The sequence below is a fragment of the Micromonospora phytophila genome (assembly GCF_023656545.1).
GTDB lineage: Bacteria > Actinomycetota > Actinomycetes > Mycobacteriales > Micromonosporaceae > Micromonospora > Micromonospora phytophila.
In genome coordinates this window covers 65,406-92,348 of the sequence record NZ_JAMOKF010000001.1, presented here as the reverse complement: position 1 = coordinate 92,348, position 26,943 = coordinate 65,406, and the positions used below count along the sequence as shown (strand labels likewise).

Below are 26,943 nucleotides of genomic sequence, written 5' to 3'. Positions count from 1 at the left end.
ATGTCTCCGCGCAGCCAGCCGGCCAGCTCGTCGCCGGCCGCGGTGCGAAGCGCCTCGGCCCGGGTCGCCAGCGCCTCGTCCACGCCGACGGGCAGCCGCAGCAGCGCCTGGGTGAGATCCCACCGCCAGATCGGACGGTCACCGAGAGCGGCCAGGCGTTCGTAGAGCGCGATCGGCTCGATGGCGCCGGTGGCCGAGGTGGGCGCCGCCAGCAGCCCCGCGTCCTCCCGCCCGTCCAACCGCTGACCGATCTCCGCCAGCCGGGCGCAGTACACCAGCGTGAGCGCGGACTGGCGGGGCGGCTCGACGGCCGGCCGGCCCCGGAATGGGCGTAACCTCCGGGTCAGCGACTGGCTGAGGATGCCGGACCACTGGTCGCGGCGGGTGGCCGCCTCGGCCGGCGCGGCGGCGGCCAGCAGGACGCCGTGCAGCTGGACCGGCAGGTTGAACACCGCCCACGGGTGGTCGTAGGCGCCCACCTGCCCGCGTCGCAGCACCGGCAGCAGGGCGGCCGCCAGCCGGTCCTGCTCGGTGGTGGCCAGCCGGACCAGACCGTCGAGGACCCGCTCCACGGCCGGCGCGGACCAGCGCCGACCGAACAGCCCGGACACCTCCTCAACCAGTTCGTCCACCTCGATGATCGGAGGGAGGGCGGCCGCCGGCTGCGGCGGCCGCGGCAGCTCGTCACCAGCCACCGCGATCCTGACCGTGGCAACCGGCCGATGACCGTGCCGCTGCGCCAGCGCCACCGCCCGGTCCCGCAGGTCGGCAGCGGGGTGCTCGGCGCCCACGGCGAGGACCTCCGCGATCTCTGCCCCCCGCTCGGGGCGCTGCCGGGCGAGCCGGTCCAGCCAGGACAGCTGCGCCCGCACCAATGCCTTCTCTGGCCGGCCCAGCACGACCCGGGCGGCGTCGAGCAGCGACCCGACCTCCACGTTGCCAGCCGAATCCCGCAGCGCCCGCTGCGCCAGGCCGGCCACCGGTCCCGGCCCGTCGGCGAGCAGCCGCAGGTAGGCGCTCGCCCGCGCCGCCACTTCGTCGGGGGTGGGTGCCAGCTGCTCGTGCAGGGCGAGGAACGGACGCAGCGCGCCCGGTCGGTCGCCGCGCAGCAGCCGGCCGATGACGCCGTCCAGCAGTGCCGCCCGGTCGAGGCGTCCCTCCGTCGCCAGCGCGGCCAGTGCGCGGGGCACAGCAGGCCCGTCGCCGCCGAACGCCAGGTCGGCGCCGACCCCGTCGACCTCGAACAACCGGGGCAGCAGCGCGTCCAGGAACGGGTCGGCGCGCAGCCGGTCGAGCAGAGGCGGCTGCTGCTGCTGGTCCTGGGGTCGCTGCCACCACATCGCGTACGCCCAGCCGGCGACGAACGCGTCCCCGGTCGGCGGTGGAACCTTCTCCGCCAGCAGCAGTCCGGCCGTGAAGTGCCAGCCCTCCCACGGTTCGCTGCGGCGCAGCCGGTCGGCCAGCCGGTACGCCAGGTCGGCCAGCCACGTCACTCCCCGCTGCCGGGCCGCAGCGACCACCGGCTCGGGGTCGGCGTCCCGCAGCATGACCGACCGCCGGCCGAGCAGCGCCGCGGCCTTCGTCGCGGTGCTCAGCGTGCCCACGGCGGCCACCGCCAGGGCGGTCGCCTCCTTCCCCCACCACCAGTTGTCCCGCCGACGCCGGACGTGGGCGATCAGCTCGTCGCCGAGCGCCCGCCGGGCCGGCTCGTCCAGCGCGTGCAGCACCGACCGGACGGCGGCGACGTCGCCGCGGACCAGGGACTCGAAGAAGTCCGTCACACCTCCACCTCCGCCGGCGCCACCATCGACACCGCGAGGGCGTGCTTGCACGGGCCGCGCTGTCCTCGGTGCTTCGCCCACCACTGACAGGAACACGTGAGGCTTCCGTCGGGCTGGCGGCGTACCCGGTACTCCTCGTCGCCGCTGCGTACGGTGGCGTGCTTCCCGTCCAGGCGGACCGCGCCCTGCTCCACCAGCGTCCGCGCGCCGACCAGGCGGGGGTTGTCCCGCTCGGCCAGGCCCCCGTCGTAGGGCATCACCCGGTGGAAGTACGCACCCTCGGCGACGTCGTAGCCGACCCGTCCGGCGGTGCCGAGCTGGGCCAGGGCGGCGCGGACCCGGTTGTCGGGCAGGCCGGCCGCGTCGGCCAGCGCGGCGACGTCGATCGTCGGGTCCCAGGCGAGCAGAGCGCCGACCAGCTCCGCGTCGTCGATCACTTCGTCACCGGCGAGCGAGAGCAGGGCGGCCCCCTCCCCGGAGAACCCCCGGTACGGCTCGGGAGACAGTGTCAGCGACAGCCGCAGCGCCCCGGTGTCCAGCTCCCAGGTGCTTGGCACGGCCGGCGAACCGGCGCGCACCGCCGGCCCGTACACCCGCAGGGTGCGCGCGTGCCGGAGCAGCCCGCGCAGCGCCGCGAGCCGCCCCGCGCCGGACAGACAGACGGCCCCCGGCACGGCCCGCGAGGTCAGCCGGAGGGTCCGCCCGGCCGGCACCGCCCAGAGCACCGATCGGTCGCCGGCCTTGGGCAGCCGGCCCAGGAACGCGGCGGCCTCGGCGGCGGGGATCTCGGCGCGCGGTTCGAACCCGGCCGTGAGCACGTGCACCTCGGCGAAGCCACGCAACCAGCGCCCCGGCAGCGGCACCTTCCGCTCCACCACCGCACCCTCCATCGTGGAGACCGTGAGGTCGTCCGGGCCTACAGCCACGTGCAGCGGCTCGATCCCACCAACCCGGGCGAGCGCCTCCCGCAGCGGCGGGTTGACGTCGACGTTGGTGGTGCCGTGACCGACGATCTCGCCGTCGAAGCCGGCCGGAACCACGTCCATCCGGGCGTACACCCCGCAGCAGCCCGAGAATGACTCAAAGCGCAGCCGGCCCCGGCTGCCGGTCACCACCGGGTCCAGGCTGGCCGGGCTGACCGGCTGGTGGTAGCGGGTACGGGCCACCTCGGCTACGGCGAGCAGGCCAGCGGCCGCCGCCGCAGGTGTGGTGAGAAAACCGGAGAAGAAACGCGGATTGGCCGCCGGGCCACCGCAGGTCTGCAGGTCGAGGCCACCGGCGCGCATGGCCGACGGCTGGAGATATCGGTACGTCTGGACGGCGTTCACGACGCACACCGTAGAGCGGCCGACCGACATCGTGCCGATCAGCAGCAGGGTGTCCAGAATTCTGCGGACATCCCAGCACCATCATCGACCGACGCACCGGCGCCACTGACCTGTCCCTGCCGCCGTCGATCATCCGATGTCCCAGGAGGCCAGGTGCGCGCCGCAGTGCAGGCACCGGAACAGGTACACCCGTCGGCTCGCCGGTCCGGTCCATCCGCCGCACCATCTGGTCGGCCTGGTCTGTCGGCCAACCGAGCCGGTGCAGTTCGTCCCGGATCATCGCCAGCGCGTCGGGGTGGGCGCGCATCTCCTCGTATCCCCCGCTGCACCCCGGCCGCCTTGACCCCCTTCTTCAGGAAGCCGGTCTCATCGACGATCAGCACCCCGTCGTCGCGCCCAAGGTGCTCGGCCACTTAGGTGAACAGATCGTCGCGAACAGCGCCCGGGTCCCACGCGGCCCGGTTGAGTAGCCGCTGCATCCGATCCGGCGTCGTATCGCCGGCGGCCTCGGCCAGAGTCCAGCCGTTCCTGCTCGCCAGGGGCGACAGCAACCCGACCAGATAGCTCAGCGCCTGCCGGCGTGGTTCCGCACGCCCGAACCGGTGCGCGAACCGCGCCAGCAAATCATCCATACCGGTCCGCCAGCCCACGATCACATCGATCAACACGAGCGCGACAGCCTGCCCGCCATGTCACCCACCAAGACAGTGTGCCTGCGGATCAGTTGCCGATCAGTCGATGCGGTCGCTCAGGCCCAGCACCTGCGGGTTCTGACTGGGGAAGTCCCCGGGCATACCCGGCACGTGGATGGTGCGCCCGTACACGCCGGCCAGGAACTCGACGGCACCGACCGGGAACTCCGACCAGTCGCCGTTGTCTCCGCGGACGACCACCGGCCAAGCGTCCGGGTCCGCGGGACTCGTCCGCCAGTAGAAGGAGTCCCCCGAATTGGACGCCGCCCATTCGATCAGGCCTCCCGGCTGCGGGAAGGGAACGTAGTCCTCGGTGTCGCCCATCTCGTACAGATCCTGCAGGATCTCGTCCTCCCGGCTTTCGGATCCCCACAACGCCTCGGTACCGGGCGTCGGAGCGGACACCATGAGGAAGTCGTCGATGACCAGCACCGGGTACGCCTCCGCCAGAGAGCGGAAGTCCGAGGGCAGCGCCGTCCCGAGGGCCGCCTCAAGGACAACCCAGTCCACGCTGCGCCCCCCAGCCACACGCCACGGCGTCATCGCGGGAAGCGCGGCCTCCAGCTCTTCGACCCCCAGCATGTCGTCTGCCAATCCGTGCTGTTCTCGACCACAACGTTCGCGAACGATACTCCGTCGTCGGTGTAGGCGGACATGGTGATGCCAGGACCCGGAGTGTTCCGGGATTGTCCGGTATGGGAATGCCGTGGAGTGTGGGAGCGACTTGCGGCGGTGGTGTGGGCGCGGCGCGCTGGCGGTGTTGGCCCAGCCGGCAAGGCGGACTGCACCGTGATGACGACGACAAATCCGGCGACGACGACGGACCCCGGCTTGGCCGTCGCCTACCACGGGTGGACCGTGGCGGGCGGCGGCACGAAGACGTCCTTCAGACGGTCGCGACCCGCTCCTTCGGGACCGGCGGCCCTTCCTGGTCGAACTGGGTGCGGTACAACTCCTGGTACCGGCCGCCAGCGGCGAGCAGGTCGTTGTGTCGCCCGCGTTCGATGACGCGTCCGTCCTCGATGACGAGGATCTGGTCGGCCGCGCGGATGGTGGAGAGCCGGTGCGCGATGACCACACTCGTCCGACCGGCCAGGGCCTCGGCGAGGGCGTCCTGCACTGCGGCTTCCGAAGTGGAGTCGAGATGCGCCGTGGCCTCGTCGAGGATGACCACACGGGGACGGGCCAGCAGGAGCCGCGCGATGGTGAGCCGTTGCCGTTCGCCGCCCGACAGGCGGTACCCACGTTCACCGACGATGGTGTCGAGCCCATCCGGGAGTGAGCGGATCAGGGTGTCGAGTCGGCTCCGCCGCAGCACGTCCCACATCTCGTCTTCGGTCGCGCCCGGCCGGGCGATCGCCAGGTTGGCGCGGATGCTCTCGTGAAACAGATGCCCGTCCTGGGTCACCACGCCGAGTGCCGTCCGGATCGACTCGGCCGACAGGTCGCGTACGTCGACGTCGGCGAGCTTCACCGCGCCATCCTCGACGTCGTACAGGCGCGGCACGAGCTGGGCGATGGTGGACTTGCCTGCTCCGGAGGACCCGACCAGGGCGACCATCTGCCCCGCCTCGGCGCGGAAGGACACGCCGTGCAGCACCTCCTCGCCGCCGCGCGTATCGAGCTTCGCGACATCCTCCAAGGACGCGAGCGACACCTTGTCAGCCGACGGGTAGCCGAACCGTACCGCGTCGAACTCCACGGCGAGCGGCCCGTCGGGAAGCGGGCGTGCGTCGGGCTTGTCGAGGATCAGCGGCTTGAGGTCGAGGATCTCGAACACCCGCTCGAAGCTCACCAGGGCGCTCATCACCTCGACCCGGGCGCTGGCCAGCGACGTCAACGGTGCATAGAGGCGCGACAGGAGCAGCGCGAGCGCGACCACGGTGCCGGCGTCGAGGCTGCCCCGCAGGGCGTAGAGACCACCCAGCCCGTAGACCAGGGCCAACGCCAGCGAGCCGACGACGGTGAGTGCGGTGATGAAGACCCACTGGAGCATGGCGGCGCGGATGCCGATGTCGCGAACACGTCGTGCCCGGGCCGCGAACTCGGCCGACTCCTCGGCCGGACGCCCGTACAGCTTGACCAGTGTCGCTCCGGGTGCGGAGAAGCGTTCGGTCATCCGGGTGCTCATGGCCGCGTTGTGCTCGGCCGCTTCGCGCTGCAACTGGGCGAGCCTCGAACCCATCCGGCGGGCCGGGAGGACGAAGATGGGCAGCAGCACCAGCGCCAGCAGCGTGATCTGCCACGAGAAGCTCAGCATGACCGCCAGGGTCAGGATCAGTGTGACGGCGTTGCCGACCACACTCGACAGGGTGCCGCTGAAGGCCCGCTGCGCGCCGATGACGTCGTTGTTCAAGCGGCTGACCAGCGCGCCCGTGCGGGTCCGGGTGAAGAACGCCACCGGCATGCGCTGGACGTGGTCGAAGACGGCCGTCCGCAGCTGGACGATGAGTCCCTCACCGATGCTTGCTGACAGGAACCGCGTCACCAGACCCAGGCCGGCCTCGGCCAGGGCAATCACGGCGATCAGCACCGCCAGGCGGATCACGATGCCGCTGTCGGCACCGTCGACGATGGCGTCGACCACCCGACCGGCGAGCACCGGTGCCGCCACCGTGAGGACCGCTGTCACCACGCTCAACAGCAGGAACCTGATGATCAAGGTACGGTGCGGCCGCGCGAACCGCGCGATGCGCTTCAACGTCGCCCGCGACAGTGGTCGTTCGTCCTGCGCGTTCATCGCGTGGTGCAGGGACATCCACGCGGTAACTTCCATGCTCATGCCGTACCTCCGGGAAGCAGGCTAGAACCTCGTGTGAGGTTGAGGTCAAGCCGGCGCGCGGGAGGCGGGTGGCGTTGGCGCCGGCCGGCCCTACCCGACCATCCGGCAGCAGGCCGAGCAGGCCGCGGCGGCCGTCGCCATCAAATCCGCAGGCACCTAGCCGATGCGGTACTGGTCGCCGTAGACGGCGAACACCAGTGGCGTGTTCAGGTCGAAGTTGCCGTTGTTGAGAAAGACCCGCTGGGCCGTGTCGACGCGGGACGTGTCCGAGTGGGCCGCCTCCTTCTTCATCTCGATGACCCGCTCGTCGAGGAAGGCGTTGAGCCAGGCCCGCTCGTCGCCGCCCTGAGCCGGAGGCTTCGCCCGGGCGAGAGCGCGATTGTGGATTGCCCGCATGCCCTCGTACCCGTGCATCACCGCGGCGTCGTAGTAGGCGAACTGACCGAGCGCGCGGACCTGGTCGGCCTTGCCGTCGCGTACCGACGGGTTGAAGTACACCCGGTCCCGCTCGGCCTCCTGCGCGGCCCGGAACAACGGGTCGGTGGCCGCGGCCCGCCAGTCGCGGGGGAAGTTGGGATCGAGGCCGGCGTGCGAGTCGCTGCCGTTGACGGCGCGCAGCGCCGGCAGGTACGCGGCCAGCACGTTGCCCGGCTTGGTGCGCGTGTACGCCTCGACAAGTTGCAGCATGTCGCCGGTGCCGGAGCAGAAGCCGATGATGCCGGCGGTGTAGCCGCGCCCGTCGCCGATGTCCTCGATGTAGGAAAACTGCGCGCGCCAGTCGAGCGAGGAGTTCTCCGCCGCCGAGACGAGCTGCATGGCGACGTCCTTCTTCGCCGGGTCGTCGAGGTTGGCCCCCGCCGGGGTGGTGGGGGTGGGCGTGCCCCCACCGGGCAGGGTCCACTGCTGGTTTGGGGTGCCCGCGCAGCTCCAGATCTGCAACCGGGCGCCGTTGACCGTGCTCCGGTCGGTGACGTCGAGGCACTTGCCCGAGCCGGAGTTGACGAGCGCACCGCTGCTGGCCGTCCACTTCTGGGCGCCGGTGTTGTTGCAGTCGTACAGCTGCACCTTGGCGCCGTTGGCGGTCGACGCGGCGGTGACGTCAAGGCACTTGCCGAGTGCCCGGATGGAGTTGTCGGCATTGCCGACCGTCCACGTCTGGGCGGCGCTGCCGTTGCAGTCGTAGAGCTGGACCGGCGTGCCGTTGGCCGGGTTGGCGCCGGCGACGTCGACGCACTTGCCGGCAAGGCCGGTGATCGGGCCCGCGGTCGCGGCGCTGGCCGACGGCAGGCCGTAGCCGACCGCCGCGACGCCGATCAGCAGGGCGCCCACGATGTAGGCAGCTCTTCTCTTGCGAACCATGGTGCTCCTCGGGAAGGGGCGGCGTGCTGAGGGGCCGGTCGGTGGCCCGGTGCGGCGGATCCGTCCCGGTGGGCGCCGCAAGCATCAGGAAACTGTGTTAACAGATAGCAGTACGTCGATCAACTGTCAAGCACGCGGCGACACCGGTGGTCAGCCGCGCCGGTGCCGTGGCAGCAGCACGCTGGTTACCGCGATGGCCAGGCCGAGCCCGGCCGCCGTGAGGAAGACCAGGTCGTAGCCGGCGGCGAGGGCCGCCGGGGAACTCACACCGGCCTGCATCGCGGTTCTGGCGCTGGCGGCGGTCGCGAGCACCGCCAGGCCTACCGACCCGCCTACCTGAGTCGCGGTGTTGGCCAGGCCGCCGATAATCCCCGCGTCGCCCTCGGGAACGTCAGCGGTGGCCGCGGCCATGAGGGTGGGGAAGGTCAGCCCGATGCCGACGGCGATGAGCAGCGTGGGTCCGAGCACGCTGGTGACGTAATCGCTGTCGGTGTGGGCCTGGGCGAGCCAGCCGAAGCCGACCAGGAAGCAGGCGCAGCCGGCCAGTACCAGAGGGCGTACGCCGGTTCGGGGCAGCAGGTTGGCGGCGAATCGCGCGATCACCACGAACGTCACCGCCGCGGGCGTCTGTCCGAGCCCGGCTTCAAGTGCGCTGTAGCCGAGTGCGTTTTGCATGAATAGCGACGTGAAGTACCACATCGCAATGGCGATGCCGCCGAACAGCAGCAGCATGCCGTTGCTGACAACCACGGTCCGGATTCTGAACAGCCGCAGGGGCATCATCGGTCGGGTGGCGAAACGTGCCTCCACCACGGCAGCCCGTTGTGAAGATGACGAGCAGGAGCAGGCCCGTCCCGGCTGGCCCGAGGACCCGTACGGACGTCCAGCCGTGGTCGGCGCTTTGCATGACCCCGTAGATCAGCGCGGCCAGTCCAGCTGTTCCCGTGACCGCGCCAGTGAGGTCGAGCGATTCCCGCCGGTTGGCTCGCGTGCCGACCAGCGACATCATGGCCAGTACGATCAGCACGGCGCCGATCGGTACATTGATGAGGAAGACCCACCGCCACGACAGCCCGGTGGTGATGGCGCCGCCGGCGAGCGCGCCGGCCATCCCGCCCACACCGCCCGAGGCGGACCATGCGCCGAACGCCCGGGCGCGCGCCTGCGGCTCGGTGAAGTAGGTGTTGATCACGGCCAGCGTCGCCGGGGCCAGCATCGCGGCGCCGACGCCCTGCGCGACGCGGGCCCCCACCAGGCTCTCCAGAGCGGTTGCCAGGCCGCCGACCAGACTCGAGGCGGAGAACAGGAACAGCCCGGCGACCAGCATCCGGCGGCGCTCGGCTGCGAGCCGCCCAGCGTCACGCTCATGACCCGCAAGCTCGAAGCCATTGGCCACATCCGCCGTAAACCCGCCCCCTCCGACAAGCGCGCCAGCATCGTCGAACTCACCGATAGCGGCAAAGCTCTAGCCGACCAGGTCAAGCAGCTATAGCGCGCCCTGGCGGAGGAAACCGTGACCGGTCTGGCCGCCCAGACCGTGGCAGAACTGCCCGGCATCCTCCAGACCATGACCGGCAACGTGGATACCAGGCGCCCCGGCCACCCACACGGCCGCCGGCACGGTCCAGCCACGGAATCGCGACGGGTCGGGCACGTTGATCAGGGCGTGGCGTTGACCGGCGATTACGAACCGAGCGCGTCGGCGTGGGTCCGCGAGCACGTCGAGCAGATCATGCTTACCGGCACGACCGACGGCGTCACGATCAGCGGCCTGCCCACCGTGCTGTTGACCTATCGGGGCGCCAAGACCGGCAAGGTTCGCAAGACGCCGGTGATGCGTGTCGAGCACGAGGGGCGCTTCGCGGCTGTCGCGTCCAAGGGCGGCGCGCCGACCAACCCGCAGTGGTACGCCAGCCTGGTCGCCGAGCCGATCATCGAGCTTCAGGACGGCGTGGTGACCCGGCAGTACCGTGCCCGCGAGGTGTTCGGGAACGAGAAGGCTCTCTGGTGGCGCCGAGCGGTGGACGCCTACCCCGACTTTGCCGACTACCAGCGCAAGACCGACCGCCAGATCCCGGTCCTCGTGCTCGAACCCCTAAACGGGGACACACCAGCCGGTAACGGCAACGAGCGCTAGTGCTGTTGGTCGCTGACTCGGTGGAGTATCGGGCGATGGATTGCGGCCAGCGTGAACGAGGGGCGGGGATGTTTGCTCGGGTGTTGACCTGAGCGCACATCCCCACCCTCCGGTTCAGCCGGCCGTGCTGAGCGTGACCGTCACGCCTGCGCTCGACCCGGTGTAGGCGGTGTTGCCGGACCAGGAGATCTGGTAGCGGTACTGCGCGTACACGGACCGTTCGCTGGTCGGCGCGTCAACGAACTTGAAGGTGCCGTCCTTCTCGGTGGTGATATCACGGATGGCGGTCGTCGACCCGTCCGGGTTCGTGCGGACAACGGTCAGCGGCAGTACGGCGTTGAGCGGACCGGTGGCGTCCCCAGTCAACGAGCCCATGACGGAGACCTTGTAGGGCCAGTCGCTCGAGTTGACCCCCCCGGTGGCGGAGATGGAGGTTGGCTGCTTCCGCACGCTCCCCTTGGCGGTGGCCGTGCCGCCCCGGTGCGTCGAGTCACCGTCCCAGGTGATCATGTACGCCATGTCAGCATCCGAGGCCTGCGTGTCCTCGAGCGTGAAGCCACACGTCGCGTCGGTCGTCAGGTCGCGCAGGCTCTTCGTCGGCCCGGTGCCCACCGTACGGGTGACGTGCAGCGTGAGCGGACCGGTGCACTGGCCAACCTCGAAGGTGACCCGGCCGGTGACCCGGTACGCCACGTCGACATACGCCGGCTGCTCCATGCTGCCCGTGATCCGCGAGACGGTCGACGACACGGCGACGACGTGGCTCGCCCGCGCCGGGAGGTAGGTGGCGTCACCGGCCCAGGCGACTGTGTACGTGTACTGCCCGCCCTGCTCCGTCGCGTCGCTGATGGCGAAGGTACCGTCGGCGCCGGTGGTGACCGGGGCCAGCTGCGTGGTGGTGGTCCCGTAGTTGTTGGCCACCGTCCGGGCCACCGTGACCGTGGTGGGCGCCTTCGGCGCCTGGTCGCCGAGGTCCAGTGCGCCGGTGATCCGGACCGGCTCGCCCGCCGCGATCACGGTCGACCCCGACAGGTTCAGCGCCGACGGGTGTTTGGCGACGGTGACGGTCACCGACGCCGTGCCCCATCGATAGGCGGAGCTACCGTCCCAGAGCACGTCGTAGCCGTAGGATCCGCTGACCGGCGGCGTGTCGGTGATCGTGAACGTTCCGTCCGCCGCAGTGGTCACGCCGTCGATCGTCGCCCGGCTACCGTCGGGCATTCGGCGGGTCACCACGAGCGGCTGTGCGCCCGGAGCGGATCCGTCGGCCAGCGTGAGCCGGCCGGTCACGGTGAGCGGCTCGAGCGCGGTCCCGGCGGCGGGAGCCGACAGGGTCAGCGTGGACCCCGGGAGAGTGGCGCCGTGCAGCCGCCACAGGTGGAACTGGTTGGTCGAGGGGTTCCGCAGCACCGCGAAGACATCGCTGCCGGAGAAGGTGACGGCCCGCCGGACGATTTCACCCGTCCGGTTGTCATCCGTGTAAGTCTTGGCCCCCGTCGCCGCGTTGAACACCGAAACACGCGGACCGGAGTCGCGGCCGCCCGCGACGTGGAGACCGTCCGGGCTGACCGCCACCGCGTACGGGTAGCCCGGGAACGGGGACTCCGAACCGTAGCTACGGACCTTGGTCAGGCTCGTGGTGTCCCAGCCGTCGTACCGGTACGGGGAGCCGAACGCCGAGATGGCCGTCGAACCGTCCGGCGTGATGGCCAGGTCGATCAGGTTGTAGAGCGAGTGGGTGTGGCCGCTGATCTCGCCGCGCAGCGTCGCGGTGCCCGCACTCACGTCGTACACCCGCAGGCTGCCCGGGCTGATCCCCGACTCGCCGGCGACCAGCTTGGCACCCCCGGCAGCGACCACGGGAGCTCCGTACATGCTGCTGCTCGGCACCCGGACCGGCTCCGATGCCGGTGCCGACAGGTCGAGGCTGAGGATGCCGCCACTCCAGGTTCCGTCACAGCCGTAACCCACCCACAGCCGATCGCCAGACAGCGACAGGTTCGACGGGCACGGGTACGCGGCCAGGTTGATCCGCCGGGTGACGGTGAGGGCGGCAGTGTCGATCTCGGCCAGCTCGTTCGAACCGCTGAGCGCCGCGTACAGCCGGCCGCCGTCCGGTGTTACGGCCAGCCCGAGCGCGCCCGACAGGCCGGTGATCGCACCGGTGGGGGTGCCGATGGAGTCCGCGACCACGATGCGATCGAGCGCCGCGACGAAGACCTTGCCGCCGCCCGCGGCCACATCTCCGACTCCGATTACACCCTCGAGGTACGCCGTGGAGTCGGCCGCTGACGCCGATGGCGCCTGCGCGACGACCATGCCCGCGACGAGGGTCAAGGCGCTGGCGAGGGTGAGGGCCGTGCGCGCGCGACGCCTGGCCGATGGTCCAGCCGCCGAATCGCGTACCGCCAACCGATGAGATAAGTGCACACGTCCTCCTATTAGGACCGAGTCAGGGCCGACCGCATGAGCCGGCTGAACCAGTGTTCGCGTCCTTCGTTAGGCGCTCCGGGCGTTGGTTCTATTACTCCCGACCGGCTTCCCCACCTCGCGACGGATCACCGTCCGAAGTAGTTCGCCGCGATGCTCCCTCGTCCAGCTGCGGCCGGGCCGCACTTGCCCGGTTCCAGCAGTTGCCCCTCCCCGACGTCGAGGCAGCTGTCACCACGATCCTCGACGCGCACGTGGCCATCACGGCGGCCGCCCGCCGGCGATGGCGTCACCACCGCGCTCGGCGACCAGGCGGACCAGCTTGCGGAACTGGTCGGGGGTGACGGTGGCGTGCGAGCCGACCGGGCACCGCCGGGACCTTTCGCCGTCGGGAATCAGCCCGGGTTGACTCGTTCGTCATGCTGGAACCGGAAGCCCCACACCGGCACCACCCGAGGAGGACCTATGCGCAAGCCGGCTAAGACTGCCGCCGTCCTTTTCGGGCTCGGCGTCGGCGCCACGGTCGGTCCATCCCTCGGGCCGGCCGCCGTCTGGTCCGGCGTCGCGATCGCCGCGCTCGGCGTCGCGCTCTCCCTGGCCGGTACGACGGAATCCGATCTCGTCGGGGACGGCCTGGTCGACCGCGACGAGGATGCCGGGGTGGCAGGCGACCGGACGACCACACGAACCGCGGCCGTCGCGGAACGACGACGGCGGAACCGGCAGCGGCCAACCCTCAGCGGCCTGGGCACCCGGGTAGAACAGATCCTCAGACTCGCGGAGGAGCAGGCCGACAACCACCGCGCCGAGGCGCGGCTCGAAGCCGAGGGGATCGTGACCGCCGCCCGACGGGAGGCGGAGGCGATCCTGAACCGGGCGCACGAACAGGCGGCCGGGATCACCGGCATCCGCCGGGATCTGTCTCCGGTACCGCCCGCCCGGGCGCCGTCACCCGACGAAGATCCGAGTCCTCATGCCTGACGAAAGCGGAGCCGCCGGGCGGATCTCGATTGTCAGGCGATCCGCGAAAGACCGACCGGCGCAGCCGGACGATGAACACCATGAAGGATGCACTCCGAGGGTTTCTGGAGCTGTCCAGACCGGACCAGCGGCGCCCCCTCTCATCGGCTAGATCCGATCGTCTCGTACGCGCTGTCGGCGGCAGAAGCGTGCACCCGGTCTCGGCGGGCAAGGCTCGTACGATGATCAGCTACGCTGCGACACCGTGGGACATGTCCTCGCCCGGTTGGCCGGCTACGGAATAGCGCTGACACCGCACTGGCCGTACACGTTCGAGCGACACCAGGCCGGCTCGGACGCCGTACGGGTTACTCGCTGGACTGCCTCCGGTTCCGTGCACGTGGTAGTCCAGCCAAATCAACTCCCCGACGGTAGAGACGTCGTGGACGTTGCAGATGGGCCGAGCCATCCCTGCTGGTTCGTCGAGACGTCTGCCTTCCGTCTGCGCTGGCCCACTCAGTTCACCGTTGAGTCACCTCAGGACCAAGGCGACGGCACGCCGTTCTACCTGCACGGACCGGGCGAGGCGACCATCTTCCCTCAAGGCCCGGTAGCGAAGGAACGACTGGTAGATCCGCACGCCCTTGTCGCCGCTGGGCAGACGGTTCTGGATCAGCGCGTGGCCGACGACGGCTCCAGATTGATCGAGTTGGGCTATCAGCACGACGAAGAGCCATGGTGGCAGGGGCACTGGACGATCCCGTACGACTCGGACCGGGTCTTGGTCTTGACGGCCCAGGCGCTCTTGGCGCACTCGACACAGACTCGCGAAGCTGCGGAGGTTATCGCAGCGAGTTTTGAACGTTGTCAGTAACGGCCCTGGACATCCGCTCGTCGGCACGAGCGGTCGGCTGACTTGTCGGTCTCGCAGTTGCGGCCCCTGACGCCCGATCGGCGCAGATGCGCGCGGTTCCCGGTCCGGCAAGGGGGCGTCGGAGCTACCTCACCAGTGGCTGACAACGATGCCGGTACGACCGCCAAGAGCGGTGCGGATGTCTGTGGTGAACGCGGGTAATAGCGGCGGCCAGTTGTGGAACGTCACGGCGGGACCGCCGATGAGTACGCTGAACTGACCGGTCCAGTCACCCACCAACCCGCTCCAGCCGCACCGGTCGCACGTGAACAGCGGCTCTCGGCCGGCGGTCAACCACTCCTCCAGCCAATCGCCATAGGAGTCGGTGTAGACCGTCGGTACGCCGGCCGCGCAATGAGGGCATCGCGGTGCCTCATCGTTTTCCGCAGGGTGGTAGACATCGCGATCGCCACAGATGTCGACGCCGTTGTTAGCCGTATGGAGGAAGGCGTCAAACCAGTCGACCGGCTCGACGACTGCCATACGCGCGGCCGGACCTGGCTTCCACTCGCTTGGCTGCCATAACGCATCACGACGGTCGTTGGGGAGAATCACTCCGCGGGCAAGCAGGAGGTCCTGCACGCCGACGATGATCTTCTCGCGCTCCGCCGACGAGGCGCTGTCCAGCCGGACCGCAGTCACGCTGTGCTCACTCACCGTTGATCTCGTCCTACCCGTCAGCCGCATGTCTTCACCGCTAGTATGAGTCCCCAGATCTTGCAGTTTCCTCGGCTATCTACCAACATGAACCTGAGCTCGTTTCCATCGGCGTCGCTCCCTTGTTGCTTCACGTGGCGCACGGCTCTCGGCAGTTCCGGATGTCGCTGTTGTGCTAACGGGGCAACGTGAGCGGATACAAGATCCAATGGCGCGATGGAACTCACCAAGCAGTTCAGCGAGCAGCAATACGCTCGGGCGCTGGAGTCATGGACCTGGCTGGATCTCGACGGTAAGGCTCCGCGGTTCACCTCGCTGTTCGGCGACGTGTTCCTTGAGTCTGCGGACGGGGCATGATGGTTCCTCGACAGCTTCGAAGGGCACCTGGTACCGGGGTGGAACACCCGTGCCGACCTCAAGGCCGAGCTAGACACCGGGGCTGGCCGGGACAGGTACCTTCTGGCCGGCCTCGCTGGGGCCGCATACCACCGGCGCGGGCTTGGCCTGGACGCCGGCCAGATCTATGCCTATGCGCCGCCGCCGATCGTCACCGGCAGCTTCGACGTCGACCAGATTGAGGTGTTCGAATTCGTTGCGGTTGTCAATACCGCTGGCCAGCTCCATGAGCAGCTACAGAGCAGGCCCGGTTAGGAGCTGGCCCATCGAACGGTCGGCGGACCCGCCCGTGGTGCCTGCCACGGCGCCGGTGGCGACAACCAGCGACGAATGTCGCTCACATTGACAGAACGTCCGTGCCAGCGAGGCCCGGCTACGGGCGGTGATGGGCGCACCGGCTGCCCCCACGCTCGATCCACAGCGGCATGAGCGTGCAGGTATCAGCGTCGTAGTGTCGATTGCCGAACTCGTCAGACCTCGGTGGCGGCGGGCGGGATGCTCCACCGCAGCACGGCCTTGCCCGCCACGTGCTCCAGAGTCAGCGGGTACACCTGTCCAAACGACCTGCCTGCTGTGAATCGCTGAAGTTCGCTGGGTGCCCAGCCGACACACAGGATCGGGCAGCCGGCCACCTCGATCACTCCGGCGCCGAGGGAATCCTGCCAGCCGGCTCGCCATCCGAGATGCTGATGGCTGTGCAGGTCAACCGACGCCATGTGCGCGAAGTGACCCCGCGCGACCGCCCACCGGTTGATCGCCGCCGCCCGCTCTTGCGCGACTTCGACGGGTAGATCCAACCAGCCGTGCAGGCCGTTGGTGTGGAAGGCCGGAATCGGTTACGCACCAAAGTGCGCCCAGGCCTCCTCATCGCCTCTACCCCAGATCCGCAGGTCAGCTAACCCGTCAACAGTGCGAGCCGCAGGCAGGAAGCCGACCCATGAATCAAGCGCAACCGCGTCACCGATGACCATCCCGCACGGGTCCACGGGCAGGTCACCCAGCACCACCGGTTCCTTTCCGGCTGACACCGCCGACCACGGCAGGTTCAGGTCGATGTCAAGCGTGGCTACGGTGTCGATCGCCCCGTAGGTACCGGGCCGGGTGCGCGCAGTCACCGTCAACGCTCCTGGTCCGGCCGGCACGGCGACCGCCTCGGCGACCCAGTCCTGCAGGTGAGCACCGCCCGTATCCGCCGCCCGCTTCGCACGAACCGACAAAAACTCCCCAAGGCCGGTCCACTCATCGAGAAACCCGCCGCAGGCCAGCACTACCGACCGCGACGGCGCCACCACCCAACCCAGTGTCACGGTCATCGACACGGAATGATCACTGCTGTTCATCGCTGCCGATCATCACACCCCATGAGCCTCCAGGGCATCCGCTCATCGGCAGTTCCGGTCGGCGAGCGGCAGGCGCCACCCTCACGCTACGTGACGCGCGGATTGCGGCAAATCAGTGCGCCTGATTTTGAGCGACCAACAGTCGATGAATGGGGAAGTCCCCCGGTCGGGTTGGCTCTGATTGCTGATCAAGTGCTGACCCGGCCCCGGAGAGACCTATGACCAAGTCTGATGTGGAGATCATGGAAATCTTGGAGGCGTTCAACGTGCGGGATGGGGGAACTCGATGATGACGCGGCTGGCGGCGTCGTGGAACAGGTCGGTCAGCGGGCGGGTGACCAGAACCCACCGGTAGAGCGGCTCCTCACCCGGACCGACCCCGTACAGAGCAGACTTCCACGCCTCGAAGGGCGGTACGAACCTCGGGCTGAGCCACGGTCCGGGGACGGCGAGGCGGCGTCCGGGTGTCTCGGATTCGACGAGCAACCGTTTCGCCAGCAGCGTCGAGCCGAGGTCGGCAAGTTGCCGGTCGTCCCAGCCGTTCCAACGCAACAGGTTCTGCTCGGTCGGGTCTGGCAGGGCAAGGACCTGCAGATATAGCGACGCTTCCGGTCGGTTCAGACCGAACCGGGCGGCGATCCGTTCGACGGTATCCGGCGCGGACAGCAAAGCGTTCTGGCTGTACGCGCCAGCGGGCAAACCACTCGTCTCCAGCGTTCTGATCATCCGCTCGAACGCGGGGTCGAGCATCAGCCGGACCGAGATGGGGCTGTGATCTGGCACGACGTTGAGCGCGGGATCATCCGGGTCCGCGATCGCAGCCGGACGCAGGTGATACGACGTCAGGCCAGACTGGTAGGACGCGCCGACCATGACCCCCGGCGGGAGCGGCGTCGGTACTGCGTCGTCGCGCAGCAGGACTGTGCCGATCAGCAGATCCGGGTTGCGTAGCCGGTCCCGGATCAACTGGTAGACACTGGCAAGATTCGCCCGGATCGGATCGCCGGCCGGCAGGTGATAGGCCAGCCAAGCAAGTCCGGTAGCGGCACTCGGCAGGTGCCGGTCGCTGAACGGCTCGCCACCGTCCGCCGCCTCGGTGAGCACGGCACCAGCCTCGATACGGCACCGGCCGTCGGTGTGCAGCCAATCTCCGGGTCTCGGTGCGCCGAAAACCCGCAGAATGCCGGTGGGAAACCCCATCACCGTACCGAGGTCGGCGAGCAGTTGCTCAGGCACGGGTATGCGGTGGCCTTGTAAGGCAATCCAGGTGGCGCAGAGCCGTCCGACAAGTGGACCGTTCTCCCACAGCACGGCCGGCTCGTTCGGCATGGCCGCGTCGAGGACCCGGACGCGATGCTCGACCGGCACGGTCATCAGTTCCATGCGCGCGATTGTCGCCTCTCGGGCGGTCAGGCCGAGGACGGCGAGTTGCGCCTCAGAGAGGAAGTCGTCATCGTCCCAGTCGCGCAGTGGCAGCCCGGCCAGCAGCAACGCGCTCTCCGCCCGGGTGAGCCCGGTGGCCGCGCAAACCTGCGCAACGTCCTGAGGCCGCCACGCGACCGGCCCGCGCTGCCGCAGGAGGTCCGCGACAGACCCACGCAGCACTCGCGCCAGCACCTCGCGGTGTTCCGGTGTGGTCACCGGCGACGCCGCGACGATCGCCATGGCACCAGGCCGAACCGGCACCTCATCCTCGAACAGCGCCTTCAGCGCATCCCGAAGCAACCCCGCATCACGCTCCACCGGACGATCATCCATCAGGCCGCACGCGAGCGTCACTTCCGTGGCCACGCTGCATGCGCGGGAGCTGGCGACGCGCGCCGACTACGTCGCGCAGCCGGACGTACCCACGCCCGAGCCGCTCCGTTACACAGCCTGACGAACGCTCAGCGGCATGACAGCGCATGTGACTTGGGGCAGCAGTGCCGGGTAGCCCCGCGCCCGGCGGACCGCACGGCACCGGCTCTTCTGGCAGGATCCGTCGGATGCGCAGACTGATGGTGCTCCTTCTCGTGATGGCTGTTGCCGGCTGCGGCGACGGTGACGCGACCGAGACGGGAGCCACCGAACAGTTCACCCAGGGCGGCGTCAGTATGGAGCCGACGGTCAAGGCCGGCCAGGTTGTCACCGCACGGACAGTAACCGGCACGTATGAGGCACGGCGCGGCGATGTCGTCCTGATCCGTTCCCCCGGCGGTCTCTGGGGTGACCGTAAGGCGCCGCTACTCAAACGCGTCGTCGCGGTCGGCGGCGAAACCATCGCCTGCTGCGATACCTCGGGCAAGGTGACGGTCGACGGTAAGCCGCTGGCCGAGCCGTATGTGGCTGAGGACGCGTCGCTCAACGAGCCGCCGAACCCGAACTACTGCGGGCCGCGCCGGTTCGCCGCGGTTACCGTGCCGGCCGACTCCGTCTTCGTGATGGGCGATAGCCGCGCCCGGTCGAACGACTCCCGGTGTGCGGGGCCGGTGCCGGTGTCGTCGGTCTTCGCCCTAATGGTCGACTGACCAGGGCGCACCTGACACTTGCCACGGACGTACCGAGGTGGCCGACGCTAAGCGCGCGGACGGCGGCAAAGAGTACGTCGGTTGGATGCTGCGCCCACGCGTCAGGGAGGCGCTCATCGAGTAACCGAGAAGCTGCATCACGACACTGGCGGATCTTGGACTGTTGGACCGCCCAGCCGTTTGAGGGTCTGCTTGGCCTGCTTGAGGTACTCACGAACCGCCTGGTCGAAGGCACCCGCGGGCAGAGACCAAGCGCTGTCCTGCGGCTCGCCGAGTCGGCCCAACGCCGGAGGGATCGCGTCCATCCAGCCGAACAGGCCGCGTCGTTTCATCCGCTGTCGGTACAGCGCCCGACCGGTCTCAGTAAGCCAGTAGCGGTCGGCTTCGGCATCGGCCCCGATTAGGCCCACGGCCAGAAGGCGGGGCACTGCACGGGTGAACTCGGCTTCGGTCAGGACGGCGTGATTGATGGTGTCGGCCGTCATGAGGATCTCGCTCAGCCTGTAACCATCGTCCGGACCGGTGCCTTTGATCGACGAAAAGACCCAGGCATCCGACCATGTCCACGTGGCCATGCTGCCAGCGTAGGGAGAAAGGGCCGCCGTCGATGGCTGACCGCGCGGTCAGCGGCATGACGGATGCTTTCGACTCGGTCAACAAGCCCCAGCGTCGTCGGCCAGGAGGGGACGGTGTCCAGACCCGGGAGGAACCTCAAACAGACGGGTCGAGGACGCCTGCCCCGAGCCTGAGCCGCGGTAGCGCTATGCCAGACGAAGTTTGCCGTGCTGGTCGAGGATGCCAGTGAGCCAGTCGAAGACGGTCGGCCCGGTTCCAGCCTTCGCGGCCCTGAGATCAGCCTTGACCAAGGGCCGATTCGACGGATGGCAGCGATCGAGCCGGATTCTCAGCTGTCTTGCCGTCTCGGTGTATCCAAGATTGCGCCTGGAAACCTCGTGGTAGCGCCACTCGAAGACGTAGTCATCGTCCTCGGGGGCACCCATCCCTCCGTGCAGACAGTCGTGGAGCGCGTCGAGGTTCCGGCCGAAGTACCCACCCGGACCGTTCACAGCTTCGCCGATCACTCGCCAGAAGTCCTCAAGCGTCTGCACCCGCCTCCCGTCGATCACGTACACCGTCGTCACGCGGCAAGTGTCGGCGTCCCCCGACCGCGAGGCAAGCTAACAGTCCCTCCCTCACCTCGGCGCATGGTCAAGCGATGCAGCGCGGTGAGCGGCAGATGGGGATGCTGACCGCCACGGTTTCTTCCGTCGAGAAAGTCCTGGCAGAGCGGAGCGACCAACCGGCAGAATGCGCATGCCCCGATGATCGAGTTGTTGAGGAGAAACCCATAACGGCTGCGTTGACCAGGCGTGCGGGAAGCTTCGTCCACGGCGACGGACACCGCCTCTACAGCGAGATGAGCAGCGACATCCGCGACCACTGGCTCAACCACGGCATTCCGGCCACCGTCGTCGACCGGATGGCAGCGTTCGAAGCCATGTGGGGGGGCCTGTTGCTACCTCCAGCGCCACACTATGAAGGTGGCCCGAAGATCTTCCGTAGCGACATGCCCGAGATGGACTCGACGGGTGACTGGTGGTTCGACGCGGGTGACCAGCGGTTCTCCATGCCTTACGGATTTTTCATCGGTCCTCGTGGGGAGTTCGGCATCGAGGACAGTCGCCGCAGGGCAGTGCTGCACGAGTCCGTCGCCGGCTGGGTCGAGTCCCTGGCGTTGGTGTACCGGGCTGCTCATTGGGCGTCCGAGATCACCAAGGTGCGGGGCGCAGCTGTTGACCGACTGGATCTGTCAAACCTGGAACCGTTCCCGGAAGTCGCCGGCGTGTCGGACACCTGGTGGCGGGGCGGGGAAAAGGTCATTGCCGTATACCGGGGTGAAGCTCATCTTTTCAATGACCCCGAACTGCAGGTCGCCACGGTGTACGACGGCATTGCCGAAGCCCCGATCTACCTCGACTACTGACCTCACATCGGCTACTTGATGTCCGATGTTGCCTGGACGTAACCGGACGCGCGACTCGCGGCATAGAAAAGTGGAGGCGGCGTGGAAGGCGTTCCGCGAGTTTCTTGCCCAGCCGGTCGACGGCCTGGAGCCAGGGCCGGACAGCGACGCCGACGGCTTCATTGTTCAGTGGGGCTGGTACAGCTGGCACGACCAGCTCCCCAGCCTCAGCTATGAGGATCACGCGCCCGTATCCGCACGCGGGGTCGTCGTGGTGGATGTTCAGGGCGGCGTTGATCAGGTGGGCGTCGTCCCAGTGGCGCTGTGAGACCGGGTCGGCGCGCCATGCGTGGTAGGCATGCTTGCTGAAGCCCAGGGCCGTCCCCCTCGTTCAGGACGGTGTCGGGGATGACGATGATGTTGTCGAAGCCCTCGACCCGCTGCGCTTCGTTGGTGTCCCAGGCCTCGTTAGGCCGCCTGCATCAACGCGTACTGCATGTCGGTCTCCACTGGTCGCCCTTCCCTGGTTGGCGTCGAGGGTGGTGCAGCAGGCATTTTCTCAGGTCGCCCGTGCCCGGGACTTCGCTGCGAGGTAGGCGTGCAGGAGCCGGGCATGGGCCGAACAGCCGATCCGCTCTGTCGTCCAGCGTGCATGCTGTGGGCCGCGCGACCGACCGTCCCGGGCCCGAACAGGTGACAGTCACGGATTGACGACTGATAGTAGTGTTCCTCGGGTTCTGCGTGGTCCGGACGGTCGTTGATCCTGTCGGACTGCCCAGTTCACGCCGACAGGCGGGAACCGACACTCAACCGAGGGGTTCTATGCGCACGCTCAGGATTGTCGGCGCCGCGGTCGGCGCGTTCGTTCTCTCGTCCCTGGCTCTGGCCGGTTCCGCCCAGGCCGTTCCCGGCGATCCGGTGTGGACGGCCAACGGTGACTCGGCCATCACCGGCCAGCACGCCGTCACGCTGACCGGCGGCAACACCTCCGTCGAGGCCGCGAACCTCGGCGTCGAGGTCGAGACCGGCACCGAGATCAGCTTCTCCTACGAGCTGTCCGACGGCGCGGTGTGCAACGGTGGCGCCCCGCGCGTCTTCGTCGTCGTCGGCGGCGTCAACACCAACTCGTGGGATCAGAACATCGGCGGCGGCACGCAGTGCGGCGCGGACGGCGCGGTCACCTTCACCGTCGCGGAAGCCGGTGCCATCGGGGCGGCCGGCGTGGTGTACGACAACGGCACCGCCGGCACAGTGGTCGTGAAGAACTTGAAGATCGACGGCAAGGCCATCAACTTCCAGGCGGTCGAGCCGGGCGCCGAACCGACGAAGACGCCGACCACCCCGCCGACCAGCCAGCCCGCGGAGCCGCGCGACTGCGAGGCGTACGTCTACACCGGCACCAAGCAGAACCTGTGCGCCGACTTCCCCAACCCTCCCGGCACGGTCAACTGCTCTGACGTGAAGTACCGGGTCACGTTGGTGGACGTGAACAACGACCCGTGGGGCTTGGACGGCAACAGGGGCACTCCGGGGATTGGCTGCGAGTCCAACCCCCTCAAGCCGACCACCGCCCCGCCGACCACCAGCGCCGCGCCGGGCGGCCTTCCCGTCACCGGTGTCAACGCCACTGCGCTCGGCGCCGTCGGTGTGATCGCGGTGCTCGCTGGCGTGGCGCTGGTGGTGGCGCGCCGCCGTCGGGTCCGCTTCGACGCCTGACCTTCACCGGAACGCCCCCGCTGCCGTGAGGTGGTGGGGGCGTCCGTCTTTGCCCGACCCGGCTACCGGGTCAGTGCGGCCCCCGCGACCGCACCGAGGACGAGGGGGTGCGGCCAGATGTGGGCGACGCCCTCCACCGCCCCGGGCATCCCGCACGGGCAGCCCTCGCCCTCGACGAGGCCGACGCCGGCGCAGAGCCGGTTGGTGGCGCAGACGACGGTCCAGGACGGCACGGGGCCCGCGGTCTGGACGTAGAGCTGCCGATCGCCGCACGCACTGACTCCGGCGTGCCGCAGTCAGGATGGCATCAGGGCGAGGCATAAGAGCTTGACAGCTTTCAACCTGGGCTAGCTTGAGCGGCTGCGGCCAGCGCAGGATCGGTGGTCGTGCCGGGCCACGACGGCGTAGCAGGCCGCGAGGACGGTCGCGGTCGTCATACCGGCACCGCCAGCACGGGTGACGGCCAGGAACACCATTCGCTGCGGTGCCACCTCCTCCGTGGCGGCCAGCGCGGCGCCGCCAGCGGCGGCGAGCCCGATGGCGTCCAAGCCACCACCACCAGCACGCGTTCGGCCGAGGACCACTGCGCGGTCGCGGTCGCGGGCGACCGCGCACGCCACCATCGGACCAGCCAGACCACGACGGCGGCGGCACCGACGACGCCGCTCACGCGCTGCGCCCAGCGATAACCGGCCGTGCCGAGGTGCGACTCGGCCAGCCAGCCGATGTGCGCAGTACCCCACATCCCGTCGTGCGTGAACGAGTCCCACACCACGTGAGTCGCCGCGCCAACCACCAGCGAGACGACCACCATCGCCACACGGACAGCCGGCCGAGAACGTCGACGCGCGGGCGGGGGTAGGCGATCGCGTAGCCGGACCGGCGAGATGGCGATCAGGAAGCGAGCCAACAGCCCGTGCCACAGGGCCACTGCCACCAAACCCAGCACCACGTCAACGCCGAGGACGCCGGCAAGCGAGTGGGTCAGCGTCGCCTCCACCGGCAGCGGCACGTAGTAAGGCAGATCAGGAACCATGCTCCCGATCACCAAGGCCGACGGCACCAGCCACGCTGACCGCGTCAGCGGCAAAACGGCCGCGACGTGACTACCGGTGAACGGCACCTCGCCCTCCCTCGCTCGGATGGATCCCTGGTGCACTGTCACCGCTGGCGGTGTACAGGCAGGGCGCAGCGGTGCGGCCGTGTCGCCGCGGGGTCAGCCGCGCAGGGAGCCGGTGCTCTTGCCGGCGGGATCCATTGCGACGCAGGTGACATTGTGGTCACCTCTAATCCACGCCCGCTGCGTCGGATAGAGGACGAAGAGTTCAAAGGACTCGAAGTCCGCCGTCGGGGCGTAGGACTCGAAACGGTCTTGGCAGCCCTGGTCCGCCTTCTCCAACACGTGCCCCTCGCCGGGCCAGTCGGGTCCCGACAACGCGAAGGCGGCGAAGACCTCGCCCTCGTGTGGTTGCGCACAGGGAACCGCCGGCAGACTGAGAACGTTGTCGCTGTCTTGAAGGTCGTTGACACAGTCGCCCGGCCGCAGCTGCCGGGCGCTCACCGAACCGCCGTCGGTCAGCTCGCCGGAGGGGTCGCGGTCGGCACCCGACGCGATCGCCACCACGATCAGTGTGGCCAGGCCCAGCACCCAAACACCGGAGAGCACCAGGCCGGCGATCGCCAGCCCCTTGCCACGGTAGGGCCGGGTACGCATCTGGACGAGCGCGACGATGCCGAAGATCACGCTGAGCAGGACCCCACCAATGACCCCCAGCACCAGGGAGGCCACCGCGAAGCCGTTGATGCCCGGGTCGGGCGTCACGGGCTGGTGGGGCTGGTACTGCGGATACGGCTGGTATTGGGACCTCTCGTCGCCAGACGGCGCGGATGGGTAAGGCGGCAGCGCGGGTTGACCGAGCGGATCGAGTTGGGCCACGGCCGGGACCATATCAACGATCTTGGGCCGGAGCAGACCCACTGTGATCTGTGGAAGGCGCCCGACTGGGGGTGGCTTGGGTGCTGAGAGGTTTTCAGCTGCTGTCAGGCTTTGCACGGTGGTTCGAGGCAGGACGTGGCGTGTCACTCCGTTCCGCTCGGGTAGTCCGTTACATGGGGTGCGGACGGATCGCGGAGCACGGCTTCTTGGCGGATGGTCGCAGCGCGGTGCTGGTCGACCGCGCCGGGTCGGTGAACTGGTGGTGCCCTGCACGCTTCGACGCTCCGTCCGTGTTCGCCCGCCTGCTTGATGATGAGGCCGGGCACTGGGTGATCCGCCCCGAGGGTAGGTTCAGCACGGAACGTGCCTATCTGACCGATACGCTCGTGCTGCGCACCGTCTTCACCACCGCGACCGGCACCGTGGCGGTGATCGACGCGCTGGCCCTGGAACCGGGTGCGCGGGGCCATGAGGTTGGTCTGCGCTCGCCGAGGGTGCTGGCCCGGGTGGTGCGAGGGCTCTCCGGCGAGGTTCGACTACGGTTGCACTACCGGCCACGGTTCGAGTACGGCCGGATGGCCGCCCAGCTGGTGCGGCAGGACGACGCGCTGGTCGCTATAGCCGCGTCGGCCCGGCTGGATCTGCGCGCCACCGTCCCGTTGGTCTGCGAGGCCGGGGAGGCGTCCGGATCGTTCACGGTACGGGCCGGCGAGACGCGTGGCTTCACCGTGGGGTACGCACCGGCTTACGGCGCCGGACCGCCGGCGATGCTCGACGCCGAGCAGGTGATCGACAACGCCGTCGCGGGCTGGCGCTCCTTCATGGGTCTGCACGACTACCGTGGCCTCTACCGGGACCAGGTACTACGCAGCGCGCTGGTGGTGCAGGGCATGACCTACCGGCCCAGTGGCGCGATGGTGGCCGCCCCGACGATGTCCCTGCCCGAGGAGTTGGGCGGCGAGCGTAACTACGACTACCGCTACGGCTGGGTACGCGACTTCAGCTTCACACTGGAGGCGCTCTGGCGCGTGGCTTGCACGGATGAGGTCAACCTGCAGATCGGGTGGTTGGCGCGGTCGATGGGCGTGAACGAAGGCATCGTGCCGATCATGTACGGCGTGGAGGGGGAACGGGACCTCACCGAACACCACCTCGACCACCTCGCCGGCTACGCCGGCAGCCGCCCGGTAATGGTCGGCAACGACGCCTGGCAGCAGCGTCAGAGCGACGTGCCCGGCGAGGCGCTCGCCGCTGCCTGGCTGATGCGCGAGCATCTCGACCCGATGCCGCCGCACGTCCGCCAACTGCTGCGCGCGATGATCGAGCGGGCCGAGCAGGACTGGCACCTGCCGGACGCCGGGATGTGGGAGGCACGCGGCGCCGCACGCCACTACGTGTCCTCGAAGGTGCAGTGCTGGACGGCGTTGGACAGAGCCGTACGCTTCGGGTCCCGCCTCGGCTCCGAGGCGGACGTCGCCAGGTGGGCAGCGGCACGGGATGAGGTACGCCGAGCCGTCCTGACCCGGGGTTGGAGCGACCGGCTTGCCGCCTTCACCGCGGCGTTCGACACCGAGGAGTTGGATGCGTCGGTGCTGCTGATGCCGTTGGTCGGCTTCCTTCCCGCCGATGACCCGAAAATGCGTTCCACCATCCGGCTAATCGAGGATCGGTTGTCTCACAACGGGCTGCTACGCCGCTGGGAGGGAGACCCCGCCGGCTTCGTGATCTGCTCGTTCTGGCTGGTCAGCTGCCTCGCGCTGACCGGCGAGCGCGACCGGGCCGGGCAGCTTTTCGAGCGGCTCGCCGACCGGGTCAACGACCTGGGCCTGTTCGCCGAGCAGATCGACCCGTACAGCGGGGAAGCCCTGGGCAACTTCCCTCAGGCGTTCTCACACATCGGCCTCATCAACGCCGCCGGAGACCTCACTGACGTGGACGCCGGGAGTCACGACCTTCCGCCGGCACCAGGCCGGCTCATCCCGTCCTTTCAGGAGAGCGGTCGGCCGGTGAACGACCAGCGACGGTGAACGGACGGCGGGGCGGTCA

The 26,943-nt window shown here is 69.1% G+C and carries 28 protein-coding genes and 2 pseudogenes; 9 read left to right on the top strand and 21 right to left on the bottom strand.

Features of this window, described 5'->3' with window-relative positions:
- The 8 genes and pseudogenes from NCC78_RS00435 to NCC78_RS00400 all read right to left on the bottom strand — a co-directional run.
- On the bottom strand, window positions 1-1,781 hold a 1,781-nt coding region (locus NCC78_RS00435), incomplete at its 3' end, for a DUF6493 family protein (protein WP_250791001.1).
- Entirely contained in the window at window positions 1,778-3,109 is a 1,332-nt protein-coding gene (locus tag NCC78_RS00430; RefSeq protein WP_250791000.1) for an SWIM zinc finger family protein, read from the bottom strand. The genes NCC78_RS00435 and NCC78_RS00430, both read right to left, overlap by 4 nt.
- A 302-nt stretch (window positions 3,110-3,411) precedes the next feature.
- A pseudogene (locus NCC78_RS00425) lies at window positions 3,412-3,741 on the bottom strand (transposase); the annotation flags it as partial.
- A gap of 99 nt (window positions 3,742-3,840) precedes the next feature.
- Complete coding sequence (locus NCC78_RS00420) at window positions 3,841-4,383, bottom strand: SMI1/KNR4 family protein (RefSeq protein WP_250790999.1); 543 nt, start codon at window positions 4,381-4,383, stop codon at window positions 3,841-3,843.
- Window positions 4,384-4,687: 304 nt separating this feature from the next.
- Window positions 4,688-6,583: an ABC transporter ATP-binding protein gene (locus NCC78_RS00415; protein ID WP_250790998.1), complete on the bottom strand. Its 1,896-nt coding sequence runs from the start codon at window positions 6,581-6,583 to the stop codon at window positions 4,688-4,690.
- 156 nt (window positions 6,584-6,739) lie between these two features.
- Complete coding sequence (locus tag NCC78_RS00410) at window positions 6,740-7,942, bottom strand: chitosanase (protein WP_250790997.1); 1,203 nt, start codon at window positions 7,940-7,942, stop codon at window positions 6,740-6,742.
- Window positions 7,943-8,092: 150 nt separating this feature from the next.
- Window positions 8,093-8,692 carry an MFS transporter gene (locus NCC78_RS00405; RefSeq protein ID WP_250790996.1) on the bottom strand — a complete coding sequence of 200 codons (600 nt, stop codon included), beginning with the start codon at window positions 8,690-8,692 and terminating at the stop codon, window positions 8,093-8,095.
- Window positions 8,586-9,269 (bottom strand): MFS transporter, encoded by a 684-nt coding sequence (locus tag NCC78_RS00400; RefSeq protein ID WP_250790995.1) that lies wholly within the window; start codon window positions 9,267-9,269, stop codon window positions 8,586-8,588. The genes NCC78_RS00405 and NCC78_RS00400 overlap by 107 nt, the downstream gene beginning before the upstream one ends.
- Before the next feature lie 39 nt (window positions 9,270-9,308).
- Here NCC78_RS00400 and NCC78_RS31905 point away from each other — a divergent pair, with 39 nt between their 5' ends.
- Both NCC78_RS31905 and NCC78_RS00395 read left to right on the top strand, forming a co-directional pair.
- Window positions 9,309-9,434 carry a winged helix DNA-binding protein gene (locus NCC78_RS31905; RefSeq protein ID WP_284706192.1) on the top strand — a complete coding sequence of 42 codons (126 nt, stop codon included), beginning with the start codon at window positions 9,309-9,311 and terminating at the stop codon, window positions 9,432-9,434.
- Between the two features lie 21 nt (window positions 9,435-9,455).
- Window positions 9,456-10,079 (top strand): nitroreductase family deazaflavin-dependent oxidoreductase, encoded by a 624-nt coding sequence (locus NCC78_RS00395; RefSeq protein ID WP_284706191.1) that lies wholly within the window; start codon window positions 9,456-9,458, stop codon window positions 10,077-10,079.
- A gap of 114 nt (window positions 10,080-10,193) precedes the next feature.
- Here the strand turns inward: NCC78_RS00395 and NCC78_RS00390 are convergent, their stop codons facing one another.
- The gene (locus tag NCC78_RS00390; RefSeq protein WP_250790994.1) at window positions 10,194-12,416 is read right to left on the bottom strand and encodes a YncE family protein; all 2,223 of its coding nucleotides are present in this window, start codon (window positions 12,414-12,416) and stop codon (window positions 10,194-10,196) included.
- A 221-nt stretch (window positions 12,417-12,637) separates the two neighbouring features.
- The gene (locus NCC78_RS31900) at window positions 12,638-12,763 is read right to left on the bottom strand and encodes a hypothetical protein (protein ID WP_284706190.1); all 126 of its coding nucleotides are present in this window, start codon (window positions 12,761-12,763) and stop codon (window positions 12,638-12,640) included.
- Between the two features lie 211 nt (window positions 12,764-12,974).
- Between NCC78_RS31900 and NCC78_RS32310 the strand changes: the two genes are divergently transcribed.
- Complete coding sequence (locus NCC78_RS32310; protein ID WP_372495018.1) at window positions 12,975-13,490, top strand: DivIVA domain-containing protein; 516 nt, start codon at window positions 12,975-12,977, stop codon at window positions 13,488-13,490.
- A gap of 421 nt (window positions 13,491-13,911) precedes the next feature.
- A complete protein-coding gene (locus tag NCC78_RS00380) occupies window positions 13,912-14,343 on the top strand; it encodes a hypothetical protein (RefSeq protein WP_250790993.1) in 432 nt (143 codons plus the stop codon).
- A 129-nt stretch (window positions 14,344-14,472) separates the two neighbouring features.
- Here NCC78_RS00380 and NCC78_RS00375 read toward each other — a convergent pair whose 3' ends face one another.
- Window positions 14,473-15,039, bottom strand: a complete 567-nt coding sequence (locus NCC78_RS00375) for a hypothetical protein (protein ID WP_250790992.1) — start codon at window positions 15,037-15,039, stop codon at window positions 14,473-14,475.
- Between the two features lie 216 nt (window positions 15,040-15,255).
- Here NCC78_RS00375 and NCC78_RS00370 point away from each other — a divergent pair, with 216 nt between their 5' ends.
- On the top strand, window positions 15,256-15,396 hold the full coding sequence (locus NCC78_RS00370; RefSeq protein ID WP_250790991.1) for a hypothetical protein: 141 nt from the start codon (window positions 15,256-15,258) through the stop codon (window positions 15,394-15,396).
- A gap of 69 nt (window positions 15,397-15,465) precedes the next feature.
- Here the strand turns inward: NCC78_RS00370 and NCC78_RS00365 are convergent, their stop codons facing one another.
- The 4 genes from NCC78_RS00365 to NCC78_RS00350 form a co-directional block, all read right to left on the bottom strand.
- Window positions 15,466-15,663: a hypothetical protein gene (locus NCC78_RS00365; RefSeq protein ID WP_250790990.1), complete on the bottom strand. Its 198-nt coding sequence runs from the start codon at window positions 15,661-15,663 to the stop codon at window positions 15,466-15,468.
- 242 nt (window positions 15,664-15,905) lie between these two features.
- Window positions 15,906-16,232 carry a hypothetical protein gene (locus NCC78_RS00360; protein ID WP_250790989.1) on the bottom strand — a complete coding sequence of 109 codons (327 nt, stop codon included), beginning with the start codon at window positions 16,230-16,232 and terminating at the stop codon, window positions 15,906-15,908.
- Between the two features lie 39 nt (window positions 16,233-16,271).
- Complete coding sequence (locus NCC78_RS00355) at window positions 16,272-16,775, bottom strand: hypothetical protein (RefSeq protein WP_250790988.1); 504 nt, start codon at window positions 16,773-16,775, stop codon at window positions 16,272-16,274.
- 261 nt (window positions 16,776-17,036) lie between these two features.
- Complete coding sequence (locus NCC78_RS00350; protein ID WP_250790987.1) at window positions 17,037-18,566, bottom strand: hypothetical protein; 1,530 nt, start codon at window positions 18,564-18,566, stop codon at window positions 17,037-17,039.
- Window positions 18,567-18,760: 194 nt separating this feature from the next.
- Here NCC78_RS00350 and lepB point away from each other — a divergent pair, with 194 nt between their 5' ends.
- Entirely contained in the window at window positions 18,761-19,282 is a 522-nt protein-coding gene (gene lepB, locus NCC78_RS00345) for a signal peptidase I (RefSeq protein WP_250790986.1), read from the top strand.
- Window positions 19,283-19,419: 137 nt separating this feature from the next.
- Here lepB and NCC78_RS00340 read toward each other — a convergent pair whose 3' ends face one another.
- Together NCC78_RS00340 and NCC78_RS00335 are read right to left on the bottom strand one after the other, a co-directional pair.
- Window positions 19,420-19,857, bottom strand: coding sequence for a hypothetical protein (locus NCC78_RS00340; protein ID WP_250790985.1), 438 nt, complete (start codon window positions 19,855-19,857; stop codon window positions 19,420-19,422).
- Window positions 19,858-20,043: 186 nt separating this feature from the next.
- Window positions 20,044-20,424 (bottom strand): barstar family protein, encoded by a 381-nt coding sequence (locus NCC78_RS00335; protein ID WP_250790984.1) that lies wholly within the window; start codon window positions 20,422-20,424, stop codon window positions 20,044-20,046.
- 74 nt (window positions 20,425-20,498) lie between these two features.
- On the opposite strand from NCC78_RS00335, the gene NCC78_RS00330 reads away from it, so the two are divergent.
- Entirely contained in the window at window positions 20,499-21,266 is a 768-nt protein-coding gene (locus tag NCC78_RS00330; protein WP_250790983.1) for a hypothetical protein, read from the top strand.
- Between the two features lie 229 nt (window positions 21,267-21,495).
- On the opposite strand, the pseudogene NCC78_RS00325 reads toward NCC78_RS00330, so the two are convergent.
- Window positions 21,496-21,621 (bottom strand): annotated as a pseudogene (locus NCC78_RS00325) (IS3 family transposase); the annotation flags it as partial.
- A gap of 446 nt (window positions 21,622-22,067) precedes the next feature.
- Here NCC78_RS00325 and NCC78_RS00320 point away from each other — a divergent pair.
- On the top strand, window positions 22,068-22,961 hold the full coding sequence (locus tag NCC78_RS00320; RefSeq protein WP_250790982.1) for an LPXTG cell wall anchor domain-containing protein: 894 nt from the start codon (window positions 22,068-22,070) through the stop codon (window positions 22,959-22,961).
- Window positions 22,962-23,023: 62 nt separating this feature from the next.
- On the opposite strand, the gene NCC78_RS00315 is transcribed toward NCC78_RS00320, so the two are convergent.
- The 3 genes from NCC78_RS00315 to NCC78_RS00305 all read right to left on the bottom strand — a co-directional run bounded on the left by NCC78_RS00315 (window position 23,024) and on the right by NCC78_RS00305 (window position 24,897).
- Entirely contained in the window at window positions 23,024-23,194 is a 171-nt protein-coding gene (locus NCC78_RS00315; protein ID WP_250790981.1) for a hypothetical protein, read from the bottom strand.
- Window positions 23,195-23,394: 200 nt separating this feature from the next.
- On the bottom strand, window positions 23,395-24,084 hold the full coding sequence (locus NCC78_RS00310; RefSeq protein ID WP_250790980.1) for a DUF4184 family protein: 690 nt from the start codon (window positions 24,082-24,084) through the stop codon (window positions 23,395-23,397).
- 93 nt (window positions 24,085-24,177) lie between these two features.
- Window positions 24,178-24,897, bottom strand: a complete 720-nt coding sequence (locus NCC78_RS00305) for a DUF4190 domain-containing protein (protein ID WP_250790979.1) — start codon at window positions 24,895-24,897, stop codon at window positions 24,178-24,180.
- Between the two features lie 173 nt (window positions 24,898-25,070).
- Between NCC78_RS00305 and NCC78_RS00300 the strand changes: the two genes are divergently transcribed.
- Window positions 25,071-26,924: a glycoside hydrolase family 15 protein gene (locus NCC78_RS00300; RefSeq protein ID WP_250790978.1), complete on the top strand. Its 1,854-nt coding sequence runs from the start codon at window positions 25,071-25,073 to the stop codon at window positions 26,922-26,924.
- The last annotated feature ends 19 nt before the right edge of the window (window positions 26,925-26,943 follow it).